Below are 23,006 nucleotides of genomic sequence, written 5' to 3' on the forward strand. Positions count from 1 at the left end.
AAACACCATGAAAAATAGAAAACGTCCATCAAGAAATTGGACCAAGATTACCTATCGCCTCTTACTCGTCATCTGAGTGATTGCCATCTTATACCCCTTTTCCAGCCAACTCTATTACCAATACATCAACCAGCAAGAGGTTCAGGAATTTGACAGTCAAAAGAGTAAACTTGACACCAGTGCTGTTGATAAACGAATCGAGTTAGCTACTGCTTATAATCGGACGCTGACGCCAGCTAAATTAGGCGATCCCTTCACCGAAACCGAAAAAGAAGGGATTGCGGAATACGCGCGGATGCTCGAATTACAAGAGCAGATTGGCTACGTAACAATCCCCAGCATCAACCAAGAACTCCCTATTCGAGCAGGGACGAGCGAGAGCGTCCTCCAAGAAGGGGCGGGACACTTAGAAGGAACCAGTCTCCCTGTAGGCGGTGAAGGAACCCATACCGTCATCACCGCCCACCGTGGACTTCCCTCCTCCCGCCTCTTCACAGATCTTGATAAGGTCAAAAAAGGAGATATCTTTTATATCACTAATATCAAAGAAACCCTTGCTTATCAAGTGGACCAAATTTTAGTCGTTGAACCAAATGACTTTGACCCTGTCTTAGTTGTGGACGGCGAAGATTATGCCACCCTTCTGACCTGTACCCCCTATATGATCAATTCTCACCGCTTACTCGTCAGAGGGAAACGGATTCCAATGCCAGAAAAGACATCCAAGGCCAATAAGAAGAAGGTGGACTACTTCCACGAGTATTACTGGTTTATGATAGCCATTGCTATTCTTTTACCTGTGATTCTCCTTACACTCTTTTACCGCTCTAACAAAAGAAAACATAAATCCAGATGAATAAGAAAAAAATAATCGGACTGCTCATTCTATTGATCGGTCTAGCCGTCCTAATGTTTCCCTTCCTGTCGATGATTCAAGATGATCTGAGGCAGATAGAAGCTGGTAAACACTACCAAGAAACGATCCAGAAAAACAAAAAACAACTACAAGAAAAGCGAAAGACGCTTGAAAATACCACTACCGAAACACAGGTGGTACAAGATATCTTTAACCAAAGCCGACAAGAGGCCGAACAGCAAAAAAGTCCCTATGCCAATCTACTCGACACCGACCAAGTCAATGGTCGCATCAGCATTCCAGCACTCGGACAAAATTTCGACCTCTACTTAGACGCAACCTACGAAAAAATCGAAAAAGGGGTTGCCACCTTAATCGGGACTGGAGCCCCCTTGGGCATCCCCGGTCAGCGTCCCATCATCGCAGGGCACCGTATCACCTATAACGACATGTCCTTCTATTTCCTTCCTAATCTAAAACCTGGCGACAAGATTTATGTCACTTTTTTAGATCAGACGTTGGAATACGAGGTCTACGATAGTGAGGTCATTGGAGAATACAACTCAGACAAACTCAAGCCCTTCCCGAATGAAGATATCATTACCCTCATGACCTGTGTCAACCCGCCAAATTATGACCAGCGTCTCCTTGTCAATGCCAGACGAGTCAAACACACCAAACCACTGCCACCCAAAGATGCTACATTGACACAATTCTTACAAACTCCATCTGTATCAGCACGGACAAAAGTAGAACGGCTTCTCCCATACCTCATCGTCACATTAGGCAGCATAGCCACACTCTACTTCCTACGACGCCTCGTACAAGAAATCTATCCAAAGAAAAAGAACGTGTCGATAAAGAAATAGTCATAAATGAAATGACTATCCCTGATATCTTGGGTCAACTGAGAAGTTCAATTGTCGTTACATTACTAGTAAGTGTGGAGCATGTTTATGAAATCAAAATTAATAAACAGTACTCCAAAGAACGAATTTTATTTTTCCCATCAAATAGTGAATCTAGCATTGTACTAACTTTTTATTTTGACAAACAAAACGAAGCAGATTGCACGAATGTACTTGCAAAAGAAACAGAGGAAATATACTCGGGCAGAACATTGACCTAGGAAATCGTCAAATATGAAAAAGCGACTGCTCAACTTTACACAGACGAATGGCTAGGTTATAATAAAGTTGCTAAGATGTGTGAACATGACTTTGTAAGTTATGTCGCTCATGAATACGCACAAAAAGATTAAGGGGGAAAGCAATGACAACTTGGTATGATTACATGGTAAGAGCCAGCGAACATGCTGGAAGCGATGGTGATTTATGGTTTCGTTATCTCTACAAGGTTATTCAAGATAATGAGACAAAGCTAACCACCGATGATGTTGAACAGTTATTGAAAAATCCTACCTTAACACCTTTTCAAAAGACGACCCTACAAGATGCCCTAACAGATGGTACACATACAAGAGAGCATGTCTTACAAGCCAATCGTAAGAGCCAACCAAAAGATATTTTGAAATTGTTTAGAGAGGGAAACTATGGATAAGAAAATTTTATTCGAAGCTCTCAATACTGAACTAGCCAAAGAGAATATTGTCCTTGAAATTATTTGTGTTGGTGGTTTTGTCCTAGAGTATTACAATCTTCGGGGAACACAAGATGTCGATGCATTTTATCAAGAAGATACTAAAATCAGAAGTATTATTGCAAAAGTTGGGGGTGATTTTGGTGCGAATGAACCTGATGAGTTATAGCTGAACAACAATGTTACAAATATGAATAAAATACAGCCACGGTCTATCTGTTAGAAGGCATTTAACTATTCAAATCTAACGATTCTTATACCGCCGCTATCTTATATTCTCGGAATGAAGCTAGAAAGTGGGCGAGAAAGAGATAGACAAGATGCAGGGGAAATTATTAAACTATTGAAAATTTGGTCTATAAAAGATGTTATCGTTAAACTCAAAGAATATGGATTTCAACCTGATATTTCAATGGTTTTAGAAGTCTTTGAAATAGCCTATGGTATGGAATGGTTAGCAGAGTATATGAGCAAACACTCAGATGAATTTAGACATTATTAAAAAGACGATTTCTGAAAGGAGGTCGCCTTTTTTAGTATATAGCTCTTCTTTTAGCAAAAATTGCTAAATACGGTGTCAATATGATATTACTATCGTTTCCATATGTTCGTGCTTTCATAACAAATTTGACAGCAATGTCTGGAATACCGTCAATCAACATACCCGTTATTTCAATAGAAGAAATTTTAGGAAATTAATGAGATAGAAAGATTAATCATCGCTAGTCTTTTTTAACTGGTGTTCTGATTAGGAAAAGTGATTCGCTCCACTGTAGATTTAACTGTTACACAAATTTAAAATCAAGAAAAAGAAATGGCGCGACTACTTTCAAGGACGGATCAAGAGCCGTAATCGCAACCTCAAATCGCACTTGATCATTCCCTTTTCCTGTACAACCATGCGCAATCGTGGTTGCTCCTGTTTGGGGCGCCATTTCTACTAGTTTTTTTGAAATAAGTGGACGACTGAGAGCAGACACCAATGGGTATTTTTGTTCGTAGTAGGCGTGAGCTTGCAGGGCAGGCAGGACATACTCTTCGGCAAATTCTTCTTTCACATCTAGGACATAGGATTCGATTGCCCCAATTTTCAAGGCCTTGTCATGTATAAAATCAAGGTCCTTTCCTTCACCGACATCCATGCAAACAGCTATTACATCGTAGTCTTTTTTCAACCAAGCAATGGCCACTGAAGTATCTAATCCTCCAGAATAAGCTAAAATCAACTTCTCTTTTGTCATATTCCGTCCCCTTATTCTCTTATTTTGTCATCCCTATTTTGAGTAGGTAAGGGGTATTGTATCGCATATTTATTCACAAGTCAATTATTTTTGTATAAATATTTCATAAAATCGTTTTCTCTTGCCCAAAAGCAATGTTCGAAAACAAAAAAGGAGTCCCTTCCTGCTTTCGCAAGAAGAGACATCCTGTTTTTTTTTATAAACTATTCAACATATTTTCAATGTGTTGGATTGATTTTTCGCGTCCAAGTAGGTAGATGGTATTTGGTAATTCTGGACCATGCATTTCACCTGATACAGCAATACGGATTGGCATGAAGAGGTTCTTTCCTTTGATGCCTGTTTCTTTTTGGACAGCCTTGATTTGCGGGAAGATGTTTTCAGTGACAAATTCCTCGTCCGTCATGGCTTCCAATTTTGCCTTGAAGGCTGCAAGGACGGTCGGTACAGTTTCACCTGCCATCACTTCGCGCGCTTCTGCTGTCAACTCTGGGAAATCAGAGAAGAAAAGGTCTGTCAATGCTACGATCTCATCTGCTGATTTGAGCTGTGGTTGGTAAAGTTCCACCAATTTTTCAGCCTTGTCTGTCAAGCGACCTGCTTCCTCTAAGAATGGTTTGCAGAGGGCAAATACTGTCTCTAAATCAGCATGTTTTAAGTAGTCATTGCTCATCCAGTCCAACTTCTTCTGGTCAAAAGCTGCTGGTGACTTGCTGAGACGATGCTCATCAAAGAGCTCAATCAATTGCTCACGAGAGAAGATTTCCTCTTCACCGCCTGGGTTCCAACCAAGAAGAGCAATGAAGTTGAAGACTGCTTCTGGAAGGTAGCCTTTTTTACGGTAATCTTCGATAAATTGAAGGGTGTTGGTATCACGTTTTGAAAGTTTTTTGCCCGTCTCAGAATTGATGATGAGGGTCATATGACCAAAGGCTGGTGCCTCCCAACCAAGGGCTTCATATACCATCAATTGTTTTGGCGTATTGGCAATATGGTCATCTCCACGAATCACGTGTGAAATTTGCATATCATGGTCATCAATGACAACGGCAAAGTTATAGGTTGGGTAGCCGTCTTTCTTCTGGATTACCCAGTCCCCACCGATGTTGCCACCTTCAAACTCGATATCCCCCTTGACCATGTCTGTCCATTTGTAGATACCAGACTCATTGACTGCCAAGCGGACTGTTGGAATGATACCTGCTGCTTCGCGCTCTGCGATGTAGGCAGTTTTTTCTTCCTCAGACATACCAAGGTATTCATTGATGTAGCGTGGTGTTTCCCCTGCTGCTTCTTGGCGTTCGCGCTCTGCAGCCAATTCTTCTTCGGTGACGTATGATTTGTAGGCTTTGCCTTCTGCTAAGAGTTGGTCGATGTATTTTTGATAAAGGTCCAAGCGCTCTGACTGACGGTAGTTTTCGTGTGTTTCAGGACTTTCGTCCCAATCAATTCCCAGCCAGCGTAGGTTTTCAAGCTGTGAGCGTTCACCGTCTTCGACATGGCGTTTGCGGTCTGTATCTTCGATACGGATAATAAAGGTACCGCCATGGTGACGGGCATATAAGTAATTAAAGAGCGCAGTCCGCGCATTTCCAATGTGTAAGAGTCCTGTTGGACTTGGTGCGTAGCGCACACGAATCGTATTTGACATGAAATTTCTCCTCTTTGAAGTCATCTTTTTTATTATAACACTAATCAGGAAAAATAGTGAAAGATTTAAGTTTTTTTGCATAAAAGGTGGCTACTAAGGGCTTGTAGCCAGATTTTTTAATCTTCGACGATGGAAATGAATGAGAAATGGACGTGCATTGTCAGAACCAAAACAGTTGCTTCTCACTCTAATTTCTTCTGATAGGAAGTCATGTCGCCAGTCAAAAAACCAGACCTTACTTGCTGATGGCGTAAGATCTGGTTACTTTTTATTTCATGACAAACTGCCACCTGAATGTCAAACGTTGCGCATTTCTTTCTTATCTCTATCTTGCTTCATGAAATAATATCTGGTTTCAAGGATAATGACAGGTGATAAGGCTAGAAGGGCGATAAGGTTCGGAAGCGCCATGAGTCCATTTACAATATCTGCAATAATCCAGACTAATTTCAGTTCAATGAAGGCTCCAAGAAGCACCATAACTGTGAAAAAGAGACGGTAGTACTTGAGGTATTTGGTTCCAAAAAGAAACTCGAAACACCGTTCTCCGTAGTAATTCCAGCCCAAAATAGTCGTGAAGGCAAAGAGAGCTAAGAGAACTGTCAAGATCATTCCGCCCCATTGAGCATAGGTAGAGGTAAAAACCGACTGTGTGAGGTGAACACCATCTGCTACTCCCGTCCACTTTCCTGTCACCACAATGGAGAGACCTGTCAAACTACAGATAATCAAGGTATCAATAAAGGTTCCTGTCATGGAAATCAAGCCTTGTTCGACTGGTTTGTCAGACTTGGCTGCAGCCGCTGCAATCGGAGCACTTCCGAGTCCAGATTCATTAGAGAAAACGCCACGCGCTATCCCGTTTTGGAGTGCCATCCGCATAGTTGCTCCTGCAAAACCACCTGTCATCGCTGTTCCTGTGAAGGCAGAGCTGAAAACTTGCTGCAAAGCTGGCAACAGATTGTCACGATGCACAAAGAGAATCCCTATTGTCGCTAAAATGTAAATAATGGCCATAAAGGGCACAACTGCTGTCGCCACCTCGGAAATGGTCTGAATCCCGCGAAATACGATGACACCTACCATAATCGCTAAGATAAAGCCGACAAGACGGGCATCGATAGCAAAGCTATTTTCAATAGAGGTAGTAATCGCATTGACCTGTGTGAAGGTCCCCATTCCAAAGACGGCCACTAAAAGGCCACTCACTGCAAAGAAAACTGCCAACGGCCGCCTTTTTTCACCCATCCCAAGAAGAATGTAGTGCATAGGACCACCTGCACTATTCCCATCTGCATCCTTGGTGCGATACCGGATGGCAAGGAAGCCTTCCGCATACTTAGTAGCCATCCCTAAGAAGGCGGCCACCCACATCCAAAAAAGAGCCCCCGGTCCACCCGCCTTAATAGCTGTTGCCACTCCGACAATATTCCCTGTACCAACCGTTGCGGCAAGCGCCGTACAGAGAGCTGCAAAACTGGACACGTCTCCTTGTCCACTTTCATCACCTGATAAAATCAAACGGAAGGCCATCGGGAGTCTCCGCATCTGAAAGATTCCCAAGCGAACCGTCAGATAAAAACCTGTACCTACTAATAATAACAAGAGCGGAGCCCCCCAGACAAAGTCCTTGACTCTCAGCATCCATTCAACCATTTTTCTCCTTCTCCTTACCCCAAGAGAGCATACAAAAGGGGCCTTTTCAGCCCCTCTGGATATACGAAAATTTGGAAATGCATTCCCTTTTCGCTCTGTCCTTTTGCCTGAGAGTTTGAGCAGTGTCCTGCCTTGCCCCTTCGGCGCCATGATGGTCTCTCCAGAGTTCCGTCCATTTCACAGTTGGGTTCTTCCCTTCTACAAAATTTCAACCGGTATTCAATTTTTATAGAATCTATTATACCTAAAATTCGTGAAATTGCAATTTCCTATCCAATTTTTTACTTTTTAAGCAAATCTACGAACAATCCATAACCTGCTGCTTCCATTTCATCTCTTGGAACGAAACGCAAGGCAGCTGAGTTGATGCAGTAGCGGAGTCCGCCCTTGTCTCGTGGACCATCATCAAAGACATGGCCCAAATGAGCTTGTCCTGCACGACTACGTACTTCGATACGACTCATCCCATGTGAATGATCTTGGTAATACTGAGCAACTTCCTTACTGATTGGTTTGGTGAAAGAAGGCCAACCACAACCTGAGTCAAATTTATCTGTTGATAGAAAAAGAGGTTCACCTGTAGTAATATCTACGTAAAGACCCGCTTCGTCACTGTCCCAGAATTCATTTTCAAATGGACGTTCGGTCGCTGCTGCTTGTGTCACTTGATACTGCAAATCAGTCAATTCTTCCTTTAAGATGCTTTCTTCAGGTTTTTGGTAGTTTTCCACATCAATCACTGGAATCTTTGCCTGTGTCACATCGATATGACAATAGCCTGTCGGATTTTTCTTGAGGTAGTCTTGATGGTAGTCTTCTGCATCAATGAAGTGACGCAACGCTCCCACTTCAACAGCCAATGGCCCACGACCAAATATAGCTTCTTGCTCTGCCATGACCGCCTGGATGGTTGGTAGATCATTGTCATCTACATAATAAATCCCTGTGCGGTATTGACGACCTTTGTCTGCACCTTGCTGGTTGACAGAAAATGGATCAATGATACGGAAATAGTAGAGCAAAACCTCGCGTAAGCTCAATACAGTCTCATCATAGACAAGGTAAAGTGTCTCAGCATGATCAGTTTGCTTCAAGAGCTGATAAGAGGTGGTTTCTACTTGTCCATTTGCATACCCTACTCGGGTCTTGATGACGCCGTCAATCTGAGAAAAATACTCTTCTACTCCCCAAAAACAGCCACCTGCCAAATAAATTTCTTTCATTTGTATGCCCTTTCTATTTCTACGATATTCTCAAAAAACAAAAGGCTGGGTTTCCCCAACCTTTTTCAGTTTTAGCCAATTTCTGCTAAAATGGCTTTGATTTGGTCTTTACTGTGAACACCTGCTACTTGTTTTACAACTTGACCATCTTTTTTAAACAAAAGTGTTGGGATAGACATAATACCAAAGTTGCGTGCTGTTTCTGGATTTTCATCTACATCCATCTTCATGATGCGCAATTCGTCTTCGTCAACTTCACTGTCCAATTGCTCCAAAATAGGGGCTTGCATACGACATGGACCACACCAAGTTGCCCAAAAGTCTACAAGGACTACTCCTTCTTTTGTTTCTGTTTCAAAGTTTGCATCTGTAACGACTTGAACCATAAGATTCTCCTTTTCTTGTATTTGTATTGTTATTCTACAATAAATTTTTTTTTTTTCCAAAAATTTACTACGGTATTTCTTTTTTGTTCGACCTTCCTTGCTAAGAGTGGTACAATAACCATATTAGAAAAGAGGTTAAGACCATGACAACGCTATATGATTTTACTGTAACAGCACAAGATGGCACCCCCGTCCCTCTAGTAGATTACACTGGCAAGGTCGTTTTGATTGTCAATACCGCCACAGGTTGTGGATTGACACCTCAATACGAAGGCCTCCAAACACTCTACGATCGCTACAAGGACCAGGGGTTTGTCATTTTAGACTTCCCTTGTAACCAATTCATGGGGCAGGCACCTGGTTCAGCTGAGGAAATCAATGAATTTTGTACCCTCAACTACCAGACTACCTTCCCTCGTTTTGCCAAAATCAAGGTCAACGGAAAGGATGCAGAGCCGTTGTACCGCTGGCTCAAGGAGGAGCAAAAAGGAGCACTTGGAAAAGCCATCGAATGGAATTTTGCCAAGTTCTTAATTGACCGCGAAGGTGCGGTTGTGAAACGCTTCTCTGCTAAAAGTGACCCCATGGAAATGGTCGAGTCCATTGAAGCATTGTTGTAACAGTCATCCCCATGTCCTGTTTTGGAGCATGGGGATTTTTCATTCTAACTCAATGGTTTCAGAGATATAGTAGTGAAATTGGTGTCGACTTGCATAGGGCTTGACTAGTGGAGTGATCTCTGATGTCTCGCCGTATTCCAACAAGTAAGCCGATAAGCCATGTGCTGCAATGGTGTCCAGATAGTCTTGATTATCTTTTCGTTCTGCCTCGGGTCGCAGCACCATCATTCTCGTGTCAAATCGAATGCGAGTAAAGACTTCTTCTTGATTCACAGCATCTAATTTCCCTTGTAAGACGCCTTGCTTCAACCCTTTTAGGACAAAGTCTTTGCCTCCATTGACCATGAGTTTCAGACCTAATCCGTCTAATTCTGTCACGATAGTGAGCAGTCCTTGGTAAATGGTTTGATCAGGATAGAGGCTATACACATCAACATTATCCAAGAAAAGGCCGTCCACTCCTTTTTTCTTAAGAACTTTCGCCTGCCGGAGCACATAGGATTGCCAGCTCGGCTGTGAAACGTCAACCCAAGCTTCACCAGGCCAGTGCTCGTAAGCTCCCAACATCAGGTCGTTGAATTTTTCTTGCCCTTCACGAAAGTTTTCAATAGAGCCAACGTTTAGGTAGGAATAAATCTGTCGATTGCACTGCTTGCGAAGTTGCTGAAGATCTGATTTTTCATAGTAAGCAGCATCAATGACCACTAGTGCATAATCGCGAATCTTATGGCTTTTCTCGGCAGAAACACCCAGAAAAACACCGTAATCTTTCTGCACAGAAAATTTTCCAGAGCAAAAAAGGAGAGGTAGAAAAACAAGTGCCAATCCGATGATCCATTTGCTGCCTTGCTTCATCTGCTTCTCCTTTCTCGTTATTTAAAGGTGACAATCGTTGCGCCAGATCCGCCCGCATTTTGCGGGGCATAGCCAAATTCTTTGATATGCTTGTTGCGACGTAGGTACTTGGTAACACCCTCACGAATCACACCCGTACCGATACCGTGGATAATGTCCACCTGTGCCATATTGTTCAGCAGGGCTTGGTCAATAAATTCATCCAATTCCTGCATGGCTTCTTCGTATCGCTTGCCTCTGAGGTCTAACCGAGCTTTTGGTCCTTTGACATTGGCACGTTTGACCACATGCACTTGTTTTTTCTTAGGCGTCTCATCTTTTTCGACTTTCACGAGACCAAATTCATCTCGTTTCAAGGTCATCTTGATCAGCCCTACCTGTGCTTCCCAGCGGCCATCTTTGAGCTGATTGATAAGGGTCCCTCGTTGACCATAAGCTGTCACTACTATTTCGTCCCCAATCTTGGCTGCGCGCTCTTTCTTGGCCTTTTGTAGGACCTTATTCTTTGATAAATCGACCACATCTGGTGCCAATTTTTTCAGCTGGCTCTTGGCTTCAATAATCTGATGCGGTTTGAGACTCGCTTGGTCGTGGAGGTTTTTCAAAATGTCCTCACTTTCAGCTAGGGCCAAATCGACAATTTCCTGAGCTTCTAGACGTGCTTTATTGAGCTCATTTTCCCGTTCACGCGTGAGTTCGTTATAGAGTTTGTGGAGGACGCGGTTCATTTTCATGTTGTCTTGCTCCACTTCCTTGATACGGTCTAATCGCTTACGACTCTCTAACGTTTGTTTTTCCAATTGTTCAATGACACGATTCACATCACTGTCTGTATCTGTCCAATCCTGTGCCGCCTGAATAATCCCATCAAACAAACCAATCCGTCTGGCGATTTCAAAGGCATTGGAACGTCCAGGGACCCCTTGCATAAAGCGGTAGGTGGGGCGAAGACTATCTGTGTCAAATTCCATGCTGGCATTTTCCACTCCAGCAGTCTCAATCCCATAAGCCTTCAACTCTGGATAATGAGTCGTTGCCATCGTTTTAATTCTTGCCAAGCGGAGATGGTCTAGAATTGCCATTGCCAGGGAAGCTCCCTCTTGCGGATCTGTTCCTGCTCCCAACTCATCAAACAGTACAAGCGAGTCCTCATCCGCCTGCTCTAGCATTGATACAATATGGGTCATGTGGCTGGAGAAGGTTGACAAGCTTTGCTCAATCGACTGTTCATCCCCGATGTCTGCGAAAATTTCCTTGAAAATCGCTACTCGACTCCCCTTATCCGCTAAAATCGGCAAACCAGATTGTGCCATCAGATGCGTGAGCCCCAGCGTTTTGAGCATAATCGTTTTCCCACCGGTATTCGGCCCTGTCATGACAATAGCCGTTAATTGACTGCCAAAATGCAAATCATTGGCAACTGGATTGGTCAACAAAGGATGGCGGACATTTAAGAGAAGAATGTCCTGCTGAGTCGATAAGCTGGGCGCAATTGCCGCATGACGTTGGGCAAATAGGTGCTTGCCTCTGACCAAGTCTAAATGTCCAATCACCCAAGCATTGTTTCGGATAATGGAGGTATGCGGACGAATATGATGAGACATCTCTTCTAGAATCCGCGCAATCTCATAGCGCTCCTCCGCACGCGCATTGGTAATATCTTCATTTAGAGCCACAACTGCTCTAGGTTCAATATAGACTGTCGCTCCCGAAGCGGAAATATCATGCACCACACCCGCAATCCGATTGCGATAGGTATTCTTAACAGGTAGGACATTGCGACCATTTCGACTGGCTAAGACTGTATCAGACAGCATTTCTGCCTTTGTTTTTAGTAATTCTTGCATCACTTGCCGAACTTGAATCTCTGATTCCTGAATCTTTCGACGGATTTTCATTAGATTTTCGCTGGCAAAATCTTCGATAAAACCTGCATCGTTGACCGCCATCAAGGCACCTTGCAAGGTTGGGAAGGTTTCTATTTTTTCAAATAGGACCGCTAGATGGGGCAACTCTACATTTTCTAATGCCGCATAAAAATCTGCTAGTTCTTTGGAAACCTCCAAGACCTTTTTGATGCTCAATAATTCGGGAATATTTAAATCAGCTTCCAATTCTAATCGGCGCAAGGCTAACCCGACATCACTGGTCTTTCCGAGCGAAAAATGGGGATAATATTCAAATAATCCTTCCATATCTCTCATTTCATCGAAGGCTTGCTGAATGCGTGAGGCCTCCATCATCGGCTCTAATTGCCGTAATTCATCTAAGCCTTGTTCTGTTACCACAAAGGGCTCAAACATCGCTTTTACCTTATCAAATTCTAAGGTTTCTAAAATTTTTCTATTCATTTATCTTTCCTATCAAAAAGAGCAAGGCAATTGCCTTACCCCATCATATTGGTCAACCAAAGTTTTTTCAACAGTCCCGTCGTAATCGGCATATACTGAATCAGGGCATTGGCAACCACACTATCATGTAGCATGTTTTGCACCGTGGCAACAGGAATCGTCGCCACAATCGTCAGAGCCATTTGAAGAGAAATAGCCGTGACAAGGATTGATAAAGCACCACTAACCAGATTTGTAGTGGTTGTATCTGGATCCACAAATCGAATGAGATGGACAAAGATCCCAATAAAACGCATGACGGCGTATACCAAAACATAAATCGCTAAGAAGGCTAATCCTGCGTAAAATACCTGATCCAGCTTAAACAAATACTGACTCTCAAAATAATAATTACTAGAACCTTCTGTCGCATTCGCAAAAGGAACCCACAAGTAGAAAATGCTAGCCAACTTTTGATAGGAGCCCGCTGCTACAATGAGGGCTAATACACTAGAGAAGGTATAAAAAATCTGCAAAACCAGTCCTCGGCTATAACCAATGTAAAAGCTCCAAGCCAAGATGACTAGTAAAATAATCGAAATCATGATGGGTCCTCAAGTTCATCTAAATCCACAAGTGTTACGTTCTTTTTCAAGACTTTCTCTTTCATACTCGCCAACTCCTGCTCTGTCTTTGCATGAGCCATTTCCCTTGTCAGCTGAACAGAAAGAGCATTGATGGCTAGTAAGATTGCCAGGGTCTCAGGATCAGCGTTGGGCATTTTTTCCTGAATCGCTCTATACTTTTCCTGAGCCAGTTGCTCCACTTCTTCCATAAAGAGGTTGTCGTGTTCCGTTGTCAGGGTTAATTGTTTTTTTCCAAATGTAAATTTATATCGGTTTAAGTTTGCCATAAAAAATACCTCAATCCTTATTATACCGTAAAAGTGGCATTTTGACTAATCAAAATCCATTAAAGAGAGTGCTTGCGTCTCGCAAAATCAATAAATTTGAATTTGTCAATCTTGTGTTTGCTCTCTGTGTACTGAAATTGTCTGGTATCTCCTAAAAATACACGTGACTTGACCAAAACTAAATATTCTCCCTGATGCTGCATCAACTGGCGTTCCTGTTCCGTTGACGCCTGAATCGTGATTTCCTTCTGGGCATAGGAAATATCAAGTCCTAATTCCCCTTCCAGATACGCATAAATGGAACGCTCTGCAATTTCCTTTGTCAAAACGGGAATATAGTCCTGCACAAGATAATCCAAGTCTAAAATGGCAACTTCCCCATCAATTGTCCTAGTTCGGAAGACGCGCCAAACAGAAGTCCCCACTTCAAAGCCTGTCACGTCTGCCAAATCCTCATCGACCTCGACAACATCTAAGCTAATCACTTTCGTTTGACTCGTCATTTGGAGCGTGTCTACTAATTCTTGATAAGAGGTTAGGCCAGAAATGGGGAAATGAAGTAGTTCCCGTTTTAACACAAGAGAACCTCGCCCCTGTACTTTTTGGATAAATCCCTGTTCTGTCAGCAAACGCAATGCCTTACGAATCGTATCGCGACTCACCCCATATTGTGTTTGTAGTTCTTTCTCCGTCGGCAACAAATCCCCTGAATGATAGACTTGATCAAGGATTTGGTCTCTTAATTCATTGAAAATTTCTTGATATTTTTTCATAACTTCTTTCATTGTTCTGGTCTTTTCCATACATATTTCTACTATTATAACAAAAAATATTTTTTTAAACAAAAAGGCTTGCTTTCTTGCGAGAAATCGGTTACAATAATCTCGTCGAAATTTGTACGTACAAATTTCAAGTCCATTTTATCATCATAAAAGGAGATTTTTTATGGGAAAATTTGAAAATGATGCCAAAGCACTGCTTCAGGCAGTCGGTGGCAAGGATAACATCGCAGCGGTTTCCCACTGCGCAACACGTATGCGTTTCGTATTGAACGACGAAAAGCAAGCCGATGTCAAGGCAATCGAAAAGCTGGCATCTGTAAAAGGAACCTTCACGAATGCTGGTCAGTTCCAAGTCATCATTGGAAATGATGTGCCGATTTTCTACAATGATTTCACTGCTGTTTCAGGCATCGAAGGCGTTTCAAAAGAAGCTGCAAAATCAGCAGCTAAACAAAATTTGAATCCTGTACAACGCGTGCTCACTATGCTGGCTGAAATCTTCACACCTATCATTCCAGCCATTATCGTAGGTGGTTTGATTCTTGGTTTCCGTAACGTTTTGGAATCTGTTGGGATGCCTTGGTTAGGTCAACAAATCGCAGACGGTGCAAAAGTCTTTGACGCAGATGGCAATCCTGTATGGAATACCATTACCATGGTTTCACCATTCTGGAGCGGAGTCAACCATTTCCTTTGGTTACCAGGTGAAGCAATTTTCCATTTCCTTCCAGTAGGAATTACTTGGTCTGTTTCTCGTAAGATGGGAACCACTCAAATCTTAGGAATCATCCTTGGTATCTGTTTGGTATCTCCACAATTGCTCAACGCCTATGCCGTAGCAGGCACTCCTGCGAAAGAAATCGCAGAAAACTGGGTCTGGAACTTTGGCTTCTTCACTGTGAACCGTATCGGTTACCAAGCACAGGTGATCCCAGCCCTCCTAGCCGGTTTGAGCTTATCCTACCTTGAAATTTTCTGGCGCAAACGCATCCCAGAAGTCGTTTCTATGATTTTTGTTCCATTCTTATCCCTTATCCCAGCCCTCATCTTGGCCCACACTGTTCTTGGTCCAATCGGTTGGTGGCTTGGACAAGGTTTGTCAACTGTTGTACTTGCTGGTTTGACAGGACCGTTCAAGTGGCTTTTCGGTGCCGTATTTGGCTCACTCTATGCGCCATTTGTTATCACAGGTCTCCACCACATGACCAATGCCATCGATACACAATTGATTGCAGACGCTGGTGGTACTGGACTGTGGCCAATGATTGCCCTTTCGAACATCGCACAAGGTTCAGCTGTTTTAGCTTACTACTTTATGAACCGCCACAGCGAAAAAGAAGCACAAATTTCTCTTCCAGCAGCCATTTCAGCTTATCTTGGTGTTACGGAACCTGCTCTCTTCGGGGTGAATGTGAAATACATCTATCCATTCGTAGCTGGTTTGATCGGTTCAGGTATTGCTGGTCTTCTCTCTACAAGTCTCAACATTACTGCTAATGCCATTGGTGTTGGTGGTCTGCCAGGTATCCTTGCTATCAAAGCACAGTCATGGTTACCATTCTTACTGGCTATGGCAGTAGCGATTGCTGTACCATTTATCTTGACCGTCTTCTTCCGCAAGGCTGGTATCTTCACAAAATCTGAAGATGAAGCTAGAGCAGAAGCGGCTCCTCTTACTACCTCAGCGGAATCTGTGACATCAGAAACAATAGGAGCTACAGTAACCCTTCTTAGTCCACTAACTGGTGAGGCAAAAGAATTAGCACAAGCAACTGATCCTGTATTTGCACAAGGGCTCATGGGACAAGGTATCCTTCTCCAACCAACCGTTGGTGAATTGGTAGCACCAATGGATGCCACAGTATCCGTCTTCTTCCCTACAAAACACGCTATCGGACTTGTTTCAGCAGAAGGTGTTGAACTGCTCATCCACATTGGTATGGATACTGTTAACATGAACGGTGAAGGCTTTACAGCTCATGTAGCGCAAGGTGACCAAGTGAAAGCTGGCGACAAATTGATTAGCTTTGACATTGCAGCCATCCAAAAAGCTGGCTATATCGTAGAAACTCCAATGATTATCACCAATCAAGATCAATTTGCTCCGGCAGAGCTCCCAACACTTCCTTCAAGTGTCCAAGCTGGTGACAAATTCATGACAGCTGTGAAAAAATAATCTTCTAAGATAAGCCCAGTCCCCTTTTCAAGCTGGGCTTATTCTATTTTTTGCTATAATAGTATCTGTAAAGTATGACACATGAATAGGAGAAACTATGACGTTTGACAAAAGACAAGTTGTTTACCAGATTTACCCAAAATCCTATAAAGACACGACAGGAAATGGCATTGGCGATTTACAGGGAATTATCAGTAAATTACCGTATTTAGCAGAGTTAGGAATTGACGTCATCTGGCTCAACCCTTTCTACCCAAGTCCGCAACGTGACAATGGCTATGACGTTTCAGACTATACTGCCATCAATCCTCTCTTTGGTACCATGGCTGATTTTGAAGAATTAGCTCAAACTGCTAAGAAGCATGGCATTGAACTCATGCTGGATATGGTCCTCAACCACTGCTCAACTGAACACGAATGGTTCCAAAAAGCCTTGGCAGGAGACCCATTCTATCAAGACTTTTTCATTTTACGTGATGCACCAACTGACTGGGTCTCTAAATTTGGCGGCAACGCTTGGGCTCCATTTGGAGATACGGGTAAGTATTACCTTCACCTCTTTGATATCACACAGGCAGACCTCAACTGGCGTAATCCCCATGTCCGTGAAGAGATGTTTAAAGTTGTCAATTTCTGGCGTGACAAGGGAGTCAAAGGCTTCCGCTTTGATGTCATTAACTTGATTGGAAAAGATGAAGTCTTAAAAGACAATCCTAACTTTGATGGCAAACCCGAGTACACAGACCGTCCGATTAACCACGACTATCTCAAAATGCTCAACGCTGCTAGCTTTGGCCAAGATGAAAAGGGCATGATCGTCGGCGAAATGAGCTTCACAGACATTCCAAACTGTGTACAGTACAGTAACCCAGACAGTCATGAATTGGACATGGTCTTCAACTTCCACCACCTCAAAGTAGACTATGAAAACGGACAAAAATGGACGCTCAAACCCTTTGATTTTGAAGAACTCAAGACCCTCTTCCATACTTGGGGAGAAGGCATGAGCGCTGGCAATGGTTGGTCCGCCCTTTTCTGGAATAACCACGACCAACCACGCGCCCTCAATCGTTTTGTTGATGTAAAAAACTTCCGCACCGAAGGAGCGACCATGCTGGCAGCTAGCATTCATCTGTCACGTGGTACACCTTATATCTACATGGGTGAAGAAATCGGCATGATTGATCCAGATTATGATACAATGGCAGATTATGTGGATGTCGAATCTATCAACGCCTATCAAGAATTATTGGAGGCAGGCAAGACATCTGAAGAAGCCTTGGCCATCATCAAAGCCAAATCCCGTGATAATTCTAGGACACCAATGCAATGGGATGCATCAGAAAACGCTGGTTTTTCAACGGCTACTCCTTGGCTGAAGGCAGGAAAAACCTATGCTGCTATCAATGTGGCGACTGAGAAAACAGGACCTATTTTCACCTTCTACCAAGAGTTGATTCGCCTGCGTAAGGAACTTCCAATCATCGCAGAAGGAGACTACAAGGCCGCCTATCAAGACAGCGACAAGGTCTACGCCTTTGAACGCCAATTAGATGGACAACGCTTGCTTGTCTTGAATAACTTCTTCGCTGAAGAGGTCGAGATGGCTCTGGCTGAAGAATTCACAAAAGGACAGATCCTCATCAGCAACTATGACGTGACTGCACTTGCAGACACACTGATTCTCAAACCGTACCAAACCTTGGCGATTGTACTGAACTAAAAAATTTAAAAACTGTATAAATCAACATAGATTTATACAGTTTTATTTATTCTCATTCATATTTTTCAAATTTTTCCCACCAAGTGCTGGGAATAAAATGAGTAATTCAGCGACTACATGACTAGTAAATAAACTAAAAAGAAAAACAAGTAGTCCTCTCTCATGAGGATGTAACAGGCTATTTTTCAAAAGGAATAGCCCCCATTCAATAAAAATTGGGTGTAGAAAATAATAGTGACCACTTAACTGCCTTAATTTTACTAACCTAGTCTTAGCTAGTCGTCTTGAACGTAAAATATTATAAAAGAAAAAGAAAATGAAGATTGGTGAAGAGAGGATAAAATTCTTATCTATTCCTTGATTAAAATAAATGACGATACTTTCTAAACAAAGTAAAATTGTTGAACAGCCCAAGCATAACTTACCATATTTCTTTAAAAAAATAGAGTCATAATTGTCGTAAAGTAGACAACCTACGTAAATATAAATCGGAACATAAAAGAGACCGTTTCGGCTGGTAAAAAAAATAGACATGTACCTAGTTAGCAAATCTGAAAAAATAGAATGTTGAACAAAATCGGAATAGGTTTCCATTGCCCCCATACAATATAGAGAAAAAGTAACCAGTAATGCCCAATACTTGCCAGATAGTCTCTCTACCCACTGTACAAAAAACCATCCAAAGACCAATGCAGGAATATACCATAAGTGATAACATGTCCCTGTGTAAAAAACAGCAACAAGTACTCCTACTCCAATATAATTATATGAGAGCTGTAGCTTCGAAAAATAAATATAACCATAAGGAAGATAGACAAGTGTCCATAGGAAATATCGCTTCGTAAGTGATTGGAAATATTTATATATTTTACCGTTTGGGTAACTTCTCAAAAAGAAACTAGTACAAACTATAAAATAAGGCACTGCTTCTCTGGCTAATACACTCTTCACCAAAAAATGGAATAAATCACTCTCAAATAAACGGCCACTATGAATGATAATAACCGATACGGAAAAAATGTATTGGAAAAGACTTATCATTGACAAATTCCATTTCATTTCCTTCTGATCCAATAAATCCCCCGTTCTAATTTATTTAAAAGTCCAATTTTTCATACGACTATAAGCTAGCAAATTAAGGAGTACAGTTCCCATTATAAAAAAGAAATATAGCAGGGCAGTATTCCCAATAAAAGTAGAGAAGAATAGCCCATTCTGATGACTGAGTAAATCTAGCAAATGATTAAGATTATTCTGATTAATAGGAAAGAAATTAAAGAATAGGGCTACGGGGCTAGTTTTAAAAGCCTGAATTACAAGGATGGGCAAGAGATAGACTCCTACCGCTGTGGTAAAAGCTGACAATGGAGATTTAACCAGTGCAGAAACAAGAAAACTGGAAGATGCAATAAAGAAAATCCCCAACAATTGCAACACGAGGAACCAAAAATAAATTTGCAAATGATTCCAATACATAGGAAAATCATATAACTTCATTGTAAAATTGATTTGAATACTAGATTTCCAACCGCTAATATCATTCATTGCCATAAAAACAACAAAATTGATAAGGTGAACAAACGCAAATAAACCGATTGTCGCTAGTATACCTGCCAAAAGTTTACTAGATATCAACTGACCTCTACCATATTTCGTACTCAGAAGAAGTTGATTCATATTTTTAGATGTATCATCAGCAAAAATCAAGGAGCTCGCAAAGGTTACTAAAATAGCAATTAAAACATAGAGGTCCCCCGAAGCCTTATACAAGTCTGTCCATGGTCCATAGTTCCCAATTTTTAAATCCTTTTCAAAAAAATTAAATCCCTTATCCGCAAGCGTAACAATGGGAACTTCTTCCACAGACATTCTTTCCCCAGCTTTAACTTTATTGATCATTCTGACATAAATATCAAATGTTTTTCTGGATACAAAAGCATCAGTGATTTCCCAGTAAAAAGGATAAAACGGCCCATCATACCATTCGTTTTTAATGTCAATATTATCTTGAAACAAATCCATAAAATCTGACACGACTAATTGGACTTTTTCATCTGTAAACTCACCACTATATTTTTTCTCAACCAGTTTATCAATACGAGTCGGATATCCTTTCGTAACCAACTCTCTAGCAGCAAAATTATTCTGTGATTGATAATATCGAACATAAAAGATACCAAAGAGGAGAAAACTAGCTACTACTATTGAACCAAGCACTGTTCGATTTTTAAAAATTTTTATCAATTCAAATTGTATTAAGTTCATCATATATTCAGCCCTCTTCTCTAAAGTAGTATAGATACAGATCCTCCAAAGAAGCTGCTACCTGCTTAGCGGATGATGTTGGACAGGTAGATAAAATCAATCTAACCAGTACATCTCCTACTTCATTGCGACGATTACAAATTAAATATTGTTTCTCTAATTGGTCTGCTTCTGCTTGTGACACTAAGCATTCCCATACCTGACCTTGGATTCCTTCCAACAATTCACAAGATGTTCCTCTAGTTTTTAATTGACCATCTTTTAAAATTAAGATTTCATCTGCTATAGATTCAATATCTGAAACAATATGAGTGGATAGAATAATAATTTTTTCTCTCGAAAGATTACTAAGTAGTTTTCTAAACTTCACTCGTTCTTTAGGATCCAAACCAACTGTTGGCTCATCCAATATCAAAACTTCTGGGTCATTAATAAGTGTCTGTGCAATACCTAATCGCTGTTTCATTCCACCTGAATATTGACGAATTTTTTTATTTTTAACTTCGGTAAGTCCAACAAAATCCAACAATTCTAAACAACGTTTTTTTGCTTTTTGACGATTTAACCCTTTCAAGGATGCAATATAGAGCATAAATTTATAACCAGTAAAATCTGGATAATAACTAAAATCTTGAGGTAAAAATCCTAAAATAGAACGAAACTCTTCTGCTTGCTCTTTTATATTTTTTTTATTAAAGAGTACTTCTCCGCTATCTGCTTGTAACAAACCACAAATTATCCGAAAAAGAGTGGTCTTTCCGGAACCATTGGAACCCAATAGCCCATATATTCCGGACTGAAGTTCAAAAGAGATAGGCTTCAATACCTGTATACCCCCATATGTTTTTGAAATATTATTTACTCGTAACTCCATTTCAAAACCTCTCTATCAAAGTTTTTTTGTAATTGTAAATAGAATTGATAAAGCAAAACAACTCCCGTCACTACCCCAGCTCCCCACCAATAAAATAGTTCTAATTGATAGATATGAAAAACATTGCAAACCACGTAAAAAAGTAAAATTAACAAACTGATTGTTAACCACATTAGTTGACGATGCATGTAATTACGCCACATCGTAATCACAGAAAATAGAAGGATACAAATGATGTTATAAGGTACTAATAAGTAAATTAGAATGTTCCAAATAGGTAGCACCAAACGAGTACTCGTTACCAAAGCCAAAGCAATAATCAATACCATATCGACTATACCGAAAACAAAAAATTTAATCATAGTGTGTTGTCGTAAATCATACTTAAAAGTTTCTTCCAGTTCCCACATCCCATATGTAAAACTTTTGAACAATTCATCCATAAAAAAGAGAACTGAAATCAAGAGCATTCCTGTCAAAACTTGCATGATAGATCCGATTCCATCACTCATTTTCATCTTAAAAACCAGTAACGTACTAACTGTAAATACAATTAGTTGTCCCAGCCAAATTTTTCGATCAATAAATAGTAGTGTAGACAAAAATAAGTCAGAAATCGAATGTCTACGCAATTGATTGATTTCTATCCATTCTTTCCCTATTGAAATACTTCTAGCCTTACCGACCGAATCCGATTCTAGCGGGTTATTTTTCAGCTTCGTTGTTATATCTTTAGTCATCACTAGACTCCTTCTCATCTAACCATTTAGCTAATTTCTTTAATCCCTGATGAATGCGAGATTGAGCTGTAGATACCTCTACTCCTGTTATTTTAGCAATGTCCCGAACCTTTAAATCTTGATAATAACGCAAAATCAATGCCTCTCGCTGAATATCTGGTAATTTATTCAATGCTTCTTGAATCGCTTGTTTTTCTTCTTGTTTTACCAAATAAGTTTCTACAGATTCTTGAGTATCTAGCAGCATCTTCTCATCTAATTCTACCTGTTCTAGCTGTTTCTTTTTAGTCACTGTATTGCAATGATTGACAGCGATAGTGTAAAGATAGTTATAAAACTTTCCCCTATAGCTATAGTTAGGTAGGGCCTGAACAAGTTTTAAAAAGACTTCTTGAGTTAAATCACTAGCCAACATACGATTACCATAACAACGGCGATAACAGTAAGCAAAAATTTTATCATAATACTTATTTACCAATAGTTCCCAAGCATCCGTATCTCCTCTCTGTATCTTTCTAATCAATACATAATCTTCCCACATTCACATCATCCTTTTTATGTCTCTTCATATATTATTCACTCTATTCTAGCGAAAATCATTTAAGAAAAGGAATCTTTTTTAACTTAAAATAATCTTTCTCTCATAAACAGCTACTTCACATTCATATAAATTGAAACGTTGCCATAAAAATCGATTGCACGCAGACAAATAGTATGCTTACTACTCCCCTTACTCTCAAACCGTACCAAACACTCGCCATTCTCTTGTAATATACAAACAAAACCGGTAGTTTTCCTATCGGTTTTGTCTTATCCAAGGCATTTTTTTCTTTTTATGCTACAATTCCCGTTTGATATCCAATCAATTACAATCAATACCAAAATAGTCGTAAAATCAAGGTTTTATCAAATTACAATATCTAGTCAATTGCTGTCAATCACATAACAACGTATTAAAAAACGTATTAAATCAAAAGCTGGGAAGTGCTATTTCGACCTCTGGACAAGGTCTTTTTTTTGCAAACAAAAAAAGCCCCGGCAAATGCCGAGGCTGATTCTTATTTTCCGTTATAAACTTGATCCCAAGTACCTGGGGCAAATTTCCCTTTGGTAACA

General features: G+C 40.9%; 20 protein-coding genes, 3 pseudogenes and 1 riboswitch. Of the genes and pseudogenes, 8 read left to right on the forward strand and 15 right to left on the reverse strand.

From position 1 onward, the window contains the following. Nucleotides 1-76: 76 nt before the first annotated feature. The 5 genes and pseudogenes from A3I9_RS0110375 (at nucleotide 77) to A3I9_RS12830 (ending at nucleotide 2,957) form a co-directional block, all read left to right on the forward strand. Entirely contained in the window at nucleotides 77-856 is a 780-nt protein-coding gene (locus tag A3I9_RS0110375; RefSeq protein ID WP_018378963.1) for a class C sortase, read from the forward strand. Beyond that, nucleotides 853-1,725 carry a class C sortase gene (locus A3I9_RS0110380; protein WP_018378964.1) on the forward strand — a complete coding sequence of 291 codons (873 nt, stop codon included), beginning with the start codon at nucleotides 853-855 and terminating at the stop codon, nucleotides 1,723-1,725. Before A3I9_RS0110375 ends, A3I9_RS0110380 begins: the two co-directional genes overlap by 4 nt. Nucleotides 1,726-1,970: 245 nt before the next feature. Then, a pseudogene (locus tag A3I9_RS13895) lies at nucleotides 1,971-2,114 on the forward strand (IS1595 family transposase); the annotation flags it as partial. A gap of 14 nt (nucleotides 2,115-2,128) precedes the next feature. After that, nucleotides 2,129-2,416 (forward strand): hypothetical protein, encoded by a 288-nt coding sequence (locus tag A3I9_RS0110385; protein ID WP_018378965.1) that lies wholly within the window; start codon nucleotides 2,129-2,131, stop codon nucleotides 2,414-2,416. After that, nucleotides 2,409-2,957: pseudogene (locus A3I9_RS12830) on the forward strand (DUF6036 family nucleotidyltransferase). Before A3I9_RS0110385 ends, A3I9_RS12830 begins: the two are co-directional and overlap by 8 nt. Before the next feature lie 313 nt (nucleotides 2,958-3,270). Here the strand turns inward: A3I9_RS12830 and A3I9_RS0110395 are convergent. The 5 genes and pseudogenes from A3I9_RS0110395 to trxA form a co-directional block, all read right to left on the reverse strand. Next, nucleotides 3,271-3,696 (reverse strand): annotated as a pseudogene (locus tag A3I9_RS0110395) (argininosuccinate synthase domain-containing protein); the annotation flags it as partial. A 196-nt stretch (nucleotides 3,697-3,892) separates the two neighbouring features. Then, a complete protein-coding gene (gltX, locus tag A3I9_RS0110400) occupies nucleotides 3,893-5,347 on the reverse strand; it encodes a glutamate--tRNA ligase (RefSeq protein ID WP_018378969.1) in 1,455 nt (484 codons plus the stop codon). Between the two features lie 297 nt (nucleotides 5,348-5,644). Next, complete coding sequence (locus tag A3I9_RS0110405; RefSeq protein ID WP_018378970.1) at nucleotides 5,645-7,003, reverse strand: alanine/glycine:cation symporter family protein; 1,359 nt, start codon at nucleotides 7,001-7,003, stop codon at nucleotides 5,645-5,647. Between the two features lie 85 nt (nucleotides 7,004-7,088). Beyond that, nucleotides 7,089-7,177, reverse strand: a riboswitch (glycine riboswitch). Between the two features lie 107 nt (nucleotides 7,178-7,284). After that, a complete protein-coding gene (gene msrB / locus A3I9_RS0110410; protein ID WP_018378971.1) occupies nucleotides 7,285-8,226 on the reverse strand; it encodes a peptide-methionine (R)-S-oxide reductase MsrB in 942 nt (313 codons plus the stop codon). A 71-nt stretch (nucleotides 8,227-8,297) separates the two neighbouring features. After that, on the reverse strand, nucleotides 8,298-8,612 hold the full coding sequence (gene trxA / locus A3I9_RS0110415; protein WP_018378972.1) for a thioredoxin: 315 nt from the start codon (nucleotides 8,610-8,612) through the stop codon (nucleotides 8,298-8,300). 143 nt (nucleotides 8,613-8,755) lie between these two features. Here trxA and A3I9_RS0110420 point away from each other — a divergent pair, with 143 nt between their 5' ends. Then, nucleotides 8,756-9,232, forward strand: a complete 477-nt coding sequence (locus A3I9_RS0110420; protein WP_018378973.1) for a glutathione peroxidase — start codon at nucleotides 8,756-8,758, stop codon at nucleotides 9,230-9,232. A 39-nt stretch (nucleotides 9,233-9,271) separates the two neighbouring features. Here the strand turns inward: A3I9_RS0110420 and A3I9_RS12835 are convergent, their stop codons facing one another. The 5 genes from A3I9_RS12835 to treR are packed head-to-tail and all read right to left on the reverse strand — an operon-like array spanning nucleotide 9,272 to nucleotide 14,103. Further along, nucleotides 9,272-10,087 carry an endo alpha-1,4 polygalactosaminidase gene (locus tag A3I9_RS12835; RefSeq protein WP_018378974.1) on the reverse strand — a complete coding sequence of 272 codons (816 nt, stop codon included), beginning with the start codon at nucleotides 10,085-10,087 and terminating at the stop codon, nucleotides 9,272-9,274. 17 nt (nucleotides 10,088-10,104) lie between these two features. Next, nucleotides 10,105-12,438 carry an endonuclease MutS2 gene (locus tag A3I9_RS0110430; RefSeq protein ID WP_018378975.1) on the reverse strand — a complete coding sequence of 778 codons (2,334 nt, stop codon included), beginning with the start codon at nucleotides 12,436-12,438 and terminating at the stop codon, nucleotides 10,105-10,107. Between the two features lie 35 nt (nucleotides 12,439-12,473). Further along, entirely contained in the window at nucleotides 12,474-13,022 is a 549-nt protein-coding gene (locus A3I9_RS0110435) for a CvpA family protein (RefSeq protein ID WP_018378976.1), read from the reverse strand. Then, entirely contained in the window at nucleotides 13,019-13,330 is a 312-nt protein-coding gene (locus tag A3I9_RS0110440; protein ID WP_018378977.1) for a cell division protein ZapA, read from the reverse strand. Before A3I9_RS0110440 ends, A3I9_RS0110435 begins: the two co-directional genes overlap by 4 nt. A gap of 59 nt (nucleotides 13,331-13,389) precedes the next feature. Next, on the reverse strand, nucleotides 13,390-14,103 hold the full coding sequence (gene treR, locus A3I9_RS0110445; protein ID WP_026217440.1) for a trehalose operon repressor: 714 nt from the start codon (nucleotides 14,101-14,103) through the stop codon (nucleotides 13,390-13,392). 172 nt (nucleotides 14,104-14,275) lie between these two features. Between treR and treP the strand changes: the two genes are divergently transcribed. Continuing rightward, complete coding sequence (treP, locus tag A3I9_RS0110450; RefSeq protein ID WP_018378979.1) at nucleotides 14,276-16,288, forward strand: PTS system trehalose-specific EIIBC component; 2,013 nt, start codon at nucleotides 14,276-14,278, stop codon at nucleotides 16,286-16,288. 97 nt (nucleotides 16,289-16,385) lie between these two features. Then, nucleotides 16,386-18,011 (forward strand): alpha,alpha-phosphotrehalase, encoded by a 1,626-nt coding sequence (treC, locus tag A3I9_RS0110455; RefSeq protein WP_018378980.1) that lies wholly within the window; start codon nucleotides 16,386-16,388, stop codon nucleotides 18,009-18,011. A gap of 42 nt (nucleotides 18,012-18,053) precedes the next feature. Here the strand turns inward: treC and A3I9_RS0110460 are convergent, their stop codons facing one another. From A3I9_RS0110460 to A3I9_RS0110480, 5 genes are read right to left on the reverse strand one after another with little or no spacing between them, the layout of a single operon-like run. Next, entirely contained in the window at nucleotides 18,054-19,085 is a 1,032-nt protein-coding gene (locus A3I9_RS0110460; protein WP_026217441.1) for an acyltransferase family protein, read from the reverse strand. Nucleotides 19,086-19,103: 18 nt separating this feature from the next. Then, nucleotides 19,104-20,279, reverse strand: coding sequence for an ABC transporter permease subunit (locus A3I9_RS0110465; protein WP_018378982.1), 1,176 nt, complete (start codon nucleotides 20,277-20,279; stop codon nucleotides 19,104-19,106). Between the two features lie 4 nt (nucleotides 20,280-20,283). Beyond that, nucleotides 20,284-21,150 (reverse strand): ABC transporter ATP-binding protein, encoded by an 867-nt coding sequence (locus A3I9_RS0110470; RefSeq protein ID WP_018378983.1) that lies wholly within the window; start codon nucleotides 21,148-21,150, stop codon nucleotides 20,284-20,286. Then, nucleotides 21,135-21,890: a hypothetical protein gene (locus tag A3I9_RS0110475; protein ID WP_018378984.1), complete on the reverse strand. Its 756-nt coding sequence runs from the start codon at nucleotides 21,888-21,890 to the stop codon at nucleotides 21,135-21,137. Before A3I9_RS0110475 ends, A3I9_RS0110470 begins: the two co-directional genes overlap by 16 nt. Continuing rightward, a complete protein-coding gene (locus A3I9_RS0110480; RefSeq protein WP_018378985.1) occupies nucleotides 21,883-22,431 on the reverse strand; it encodes an RNA polymerase sigma factor in 549 nt (182 codons plus the stop codon). Before A3I9_RS0110480 ends, A3I9_RS0110475 begins: the two co-directional genes overlap by 8 nt. Between the last annotated feature and the right edge of the window lie 575 nt (nucleotides 22,432-23,006).

It is taken from the genome of Streptococcus ovis DSM 16829, from assembly GCF_000380125.1.
GTDB classification, from domain to species: Bacteria; Bacillota; Bacilli; order Lactobacillales; family Streptococcaceae; genus Streptococcus; species Streptococcus ovis.

Bases quoted from the DNA above. Each gene is read 5' to 3' on its own strand.
- A3I9_RS0110380 (WP_018378964.1), top strand. From the start codon at position 853: ATGAATAAGAAAAAAATAATCGGACTGCTCATTCTATTGATCGGTCTA.
- A3I9_RS0110385 (WP_018378965.1), top strand. From the start codon at position 2,129: ATGACAACTTGGTATGATTACATGGTAAGAGCCAGCGAACATGCTGGA.
- gltX (WP_018378969.1), bottom strand. From the start codon at position 5,347: ATGTCAAATACGATTCGTGTGCGCTACGCACCAAGTCCAACAGGACTC.
- A3I9_RS0110405 (WP_018378970.1), bottom strand. From the start codon at position 7,003: ATGGTTGAATGGATGCTGAGAGTCAAGGACTTTGTCTGGGGGGCTCCG.
- msrB (WP_018378971.1), bottom strand. From the start codon at position 8,226: ATGAAAGAAATTTATTTGGCAGGTGGCTGTTTTTGGGGAGTAGAAGAG.
- trxA (WP_018378972.1), bottom strand. From the start codon at position 8,612: ATGGTTCAAGTCGTTACAGATGCAAACTTTGAAACAGAAACAAAAGAA.
- A3I9_RS0110420 (WP_018378973.1), top strand. From the start codon at position 8,756: ATGACAACGCTATATGATTTTACTGTAACAGCACAAGATGGCACCCCC.
- A3I9_RS12835 (WP_018378974.1), bottom strand. From the start codon at position 10,087: ATGAAGCAAGGCAGCAAATGGATCATCGGATTGGCACTTGTTTTTCTA.
- A3I9_RS0110430 (WP_018378975.1), bottom strand. From the start codon at position 12,438: ATGAATAGAAAAATTTTAGAAACCTTAGAATTTGATAAGGTAAAAGCG.
- A3I9_RS0110435 (WP_018378976.1), bottom strand. From the start codon at position 13,022: ATGATTTCGATTATTTTACTAGTCATCTTGGCTTGGAGCTTTTACATT.
- A3I9_RS0110440 (WP_018378977.1), bottom strand. From the start codon at position 13,330: ATGGCAAACTTAAACCGATATAAATTTACATTTGGAAAAAAACAATTA.
- treR (WP_026217440.1), bottom strand. From the start codon at position 14,103: ATGAAAAAATATCAAGAAATTTTCAATGAATTAAGAGACCAAATCCTT.
- treP (WP_018378979.1), top strand. From the start codon at position 14,276: ATGGGAAAATTTGAAAATGATGCCAAAGCACTGCTTCAGGCAGTCGGT.
- treC (WP_018378980.1), top strand. From the start codon at position 16,386: ATGACGTTTGACAAAAGACAAGTTGTTTACCAGATTTACCCAAAATCC.
- A3I9_RS0110465 (WP_018378982.1), bottom strand. From the start codon at position 20,279: ATGATGAACTTAATACAATTTGAATTGATAAAAATTTTTAAAAATCGA.
- A3I9_RS0110470 (WP_018378983.1), bottom strand. From the start codon at position 21,150: ATGGAGTTACGAGTAAATAATATTTCAAAAACATATGGGGGTATACAG.
- A3I9_RS0110475 (WP_018378984.1), bottom strand. From the start codon at position 21,890: ATGACTAAAGATATAACAACGAAGCTGAAAAATAACCCGCTAGAATCG.
- A3I9_RS0110480 (WP_018378985.1), bottom strand. From the start codon at position 22,431: ATGTGGGAAGATTATGTATTGATTAGAAAGATACAGAGAGGAGATACG.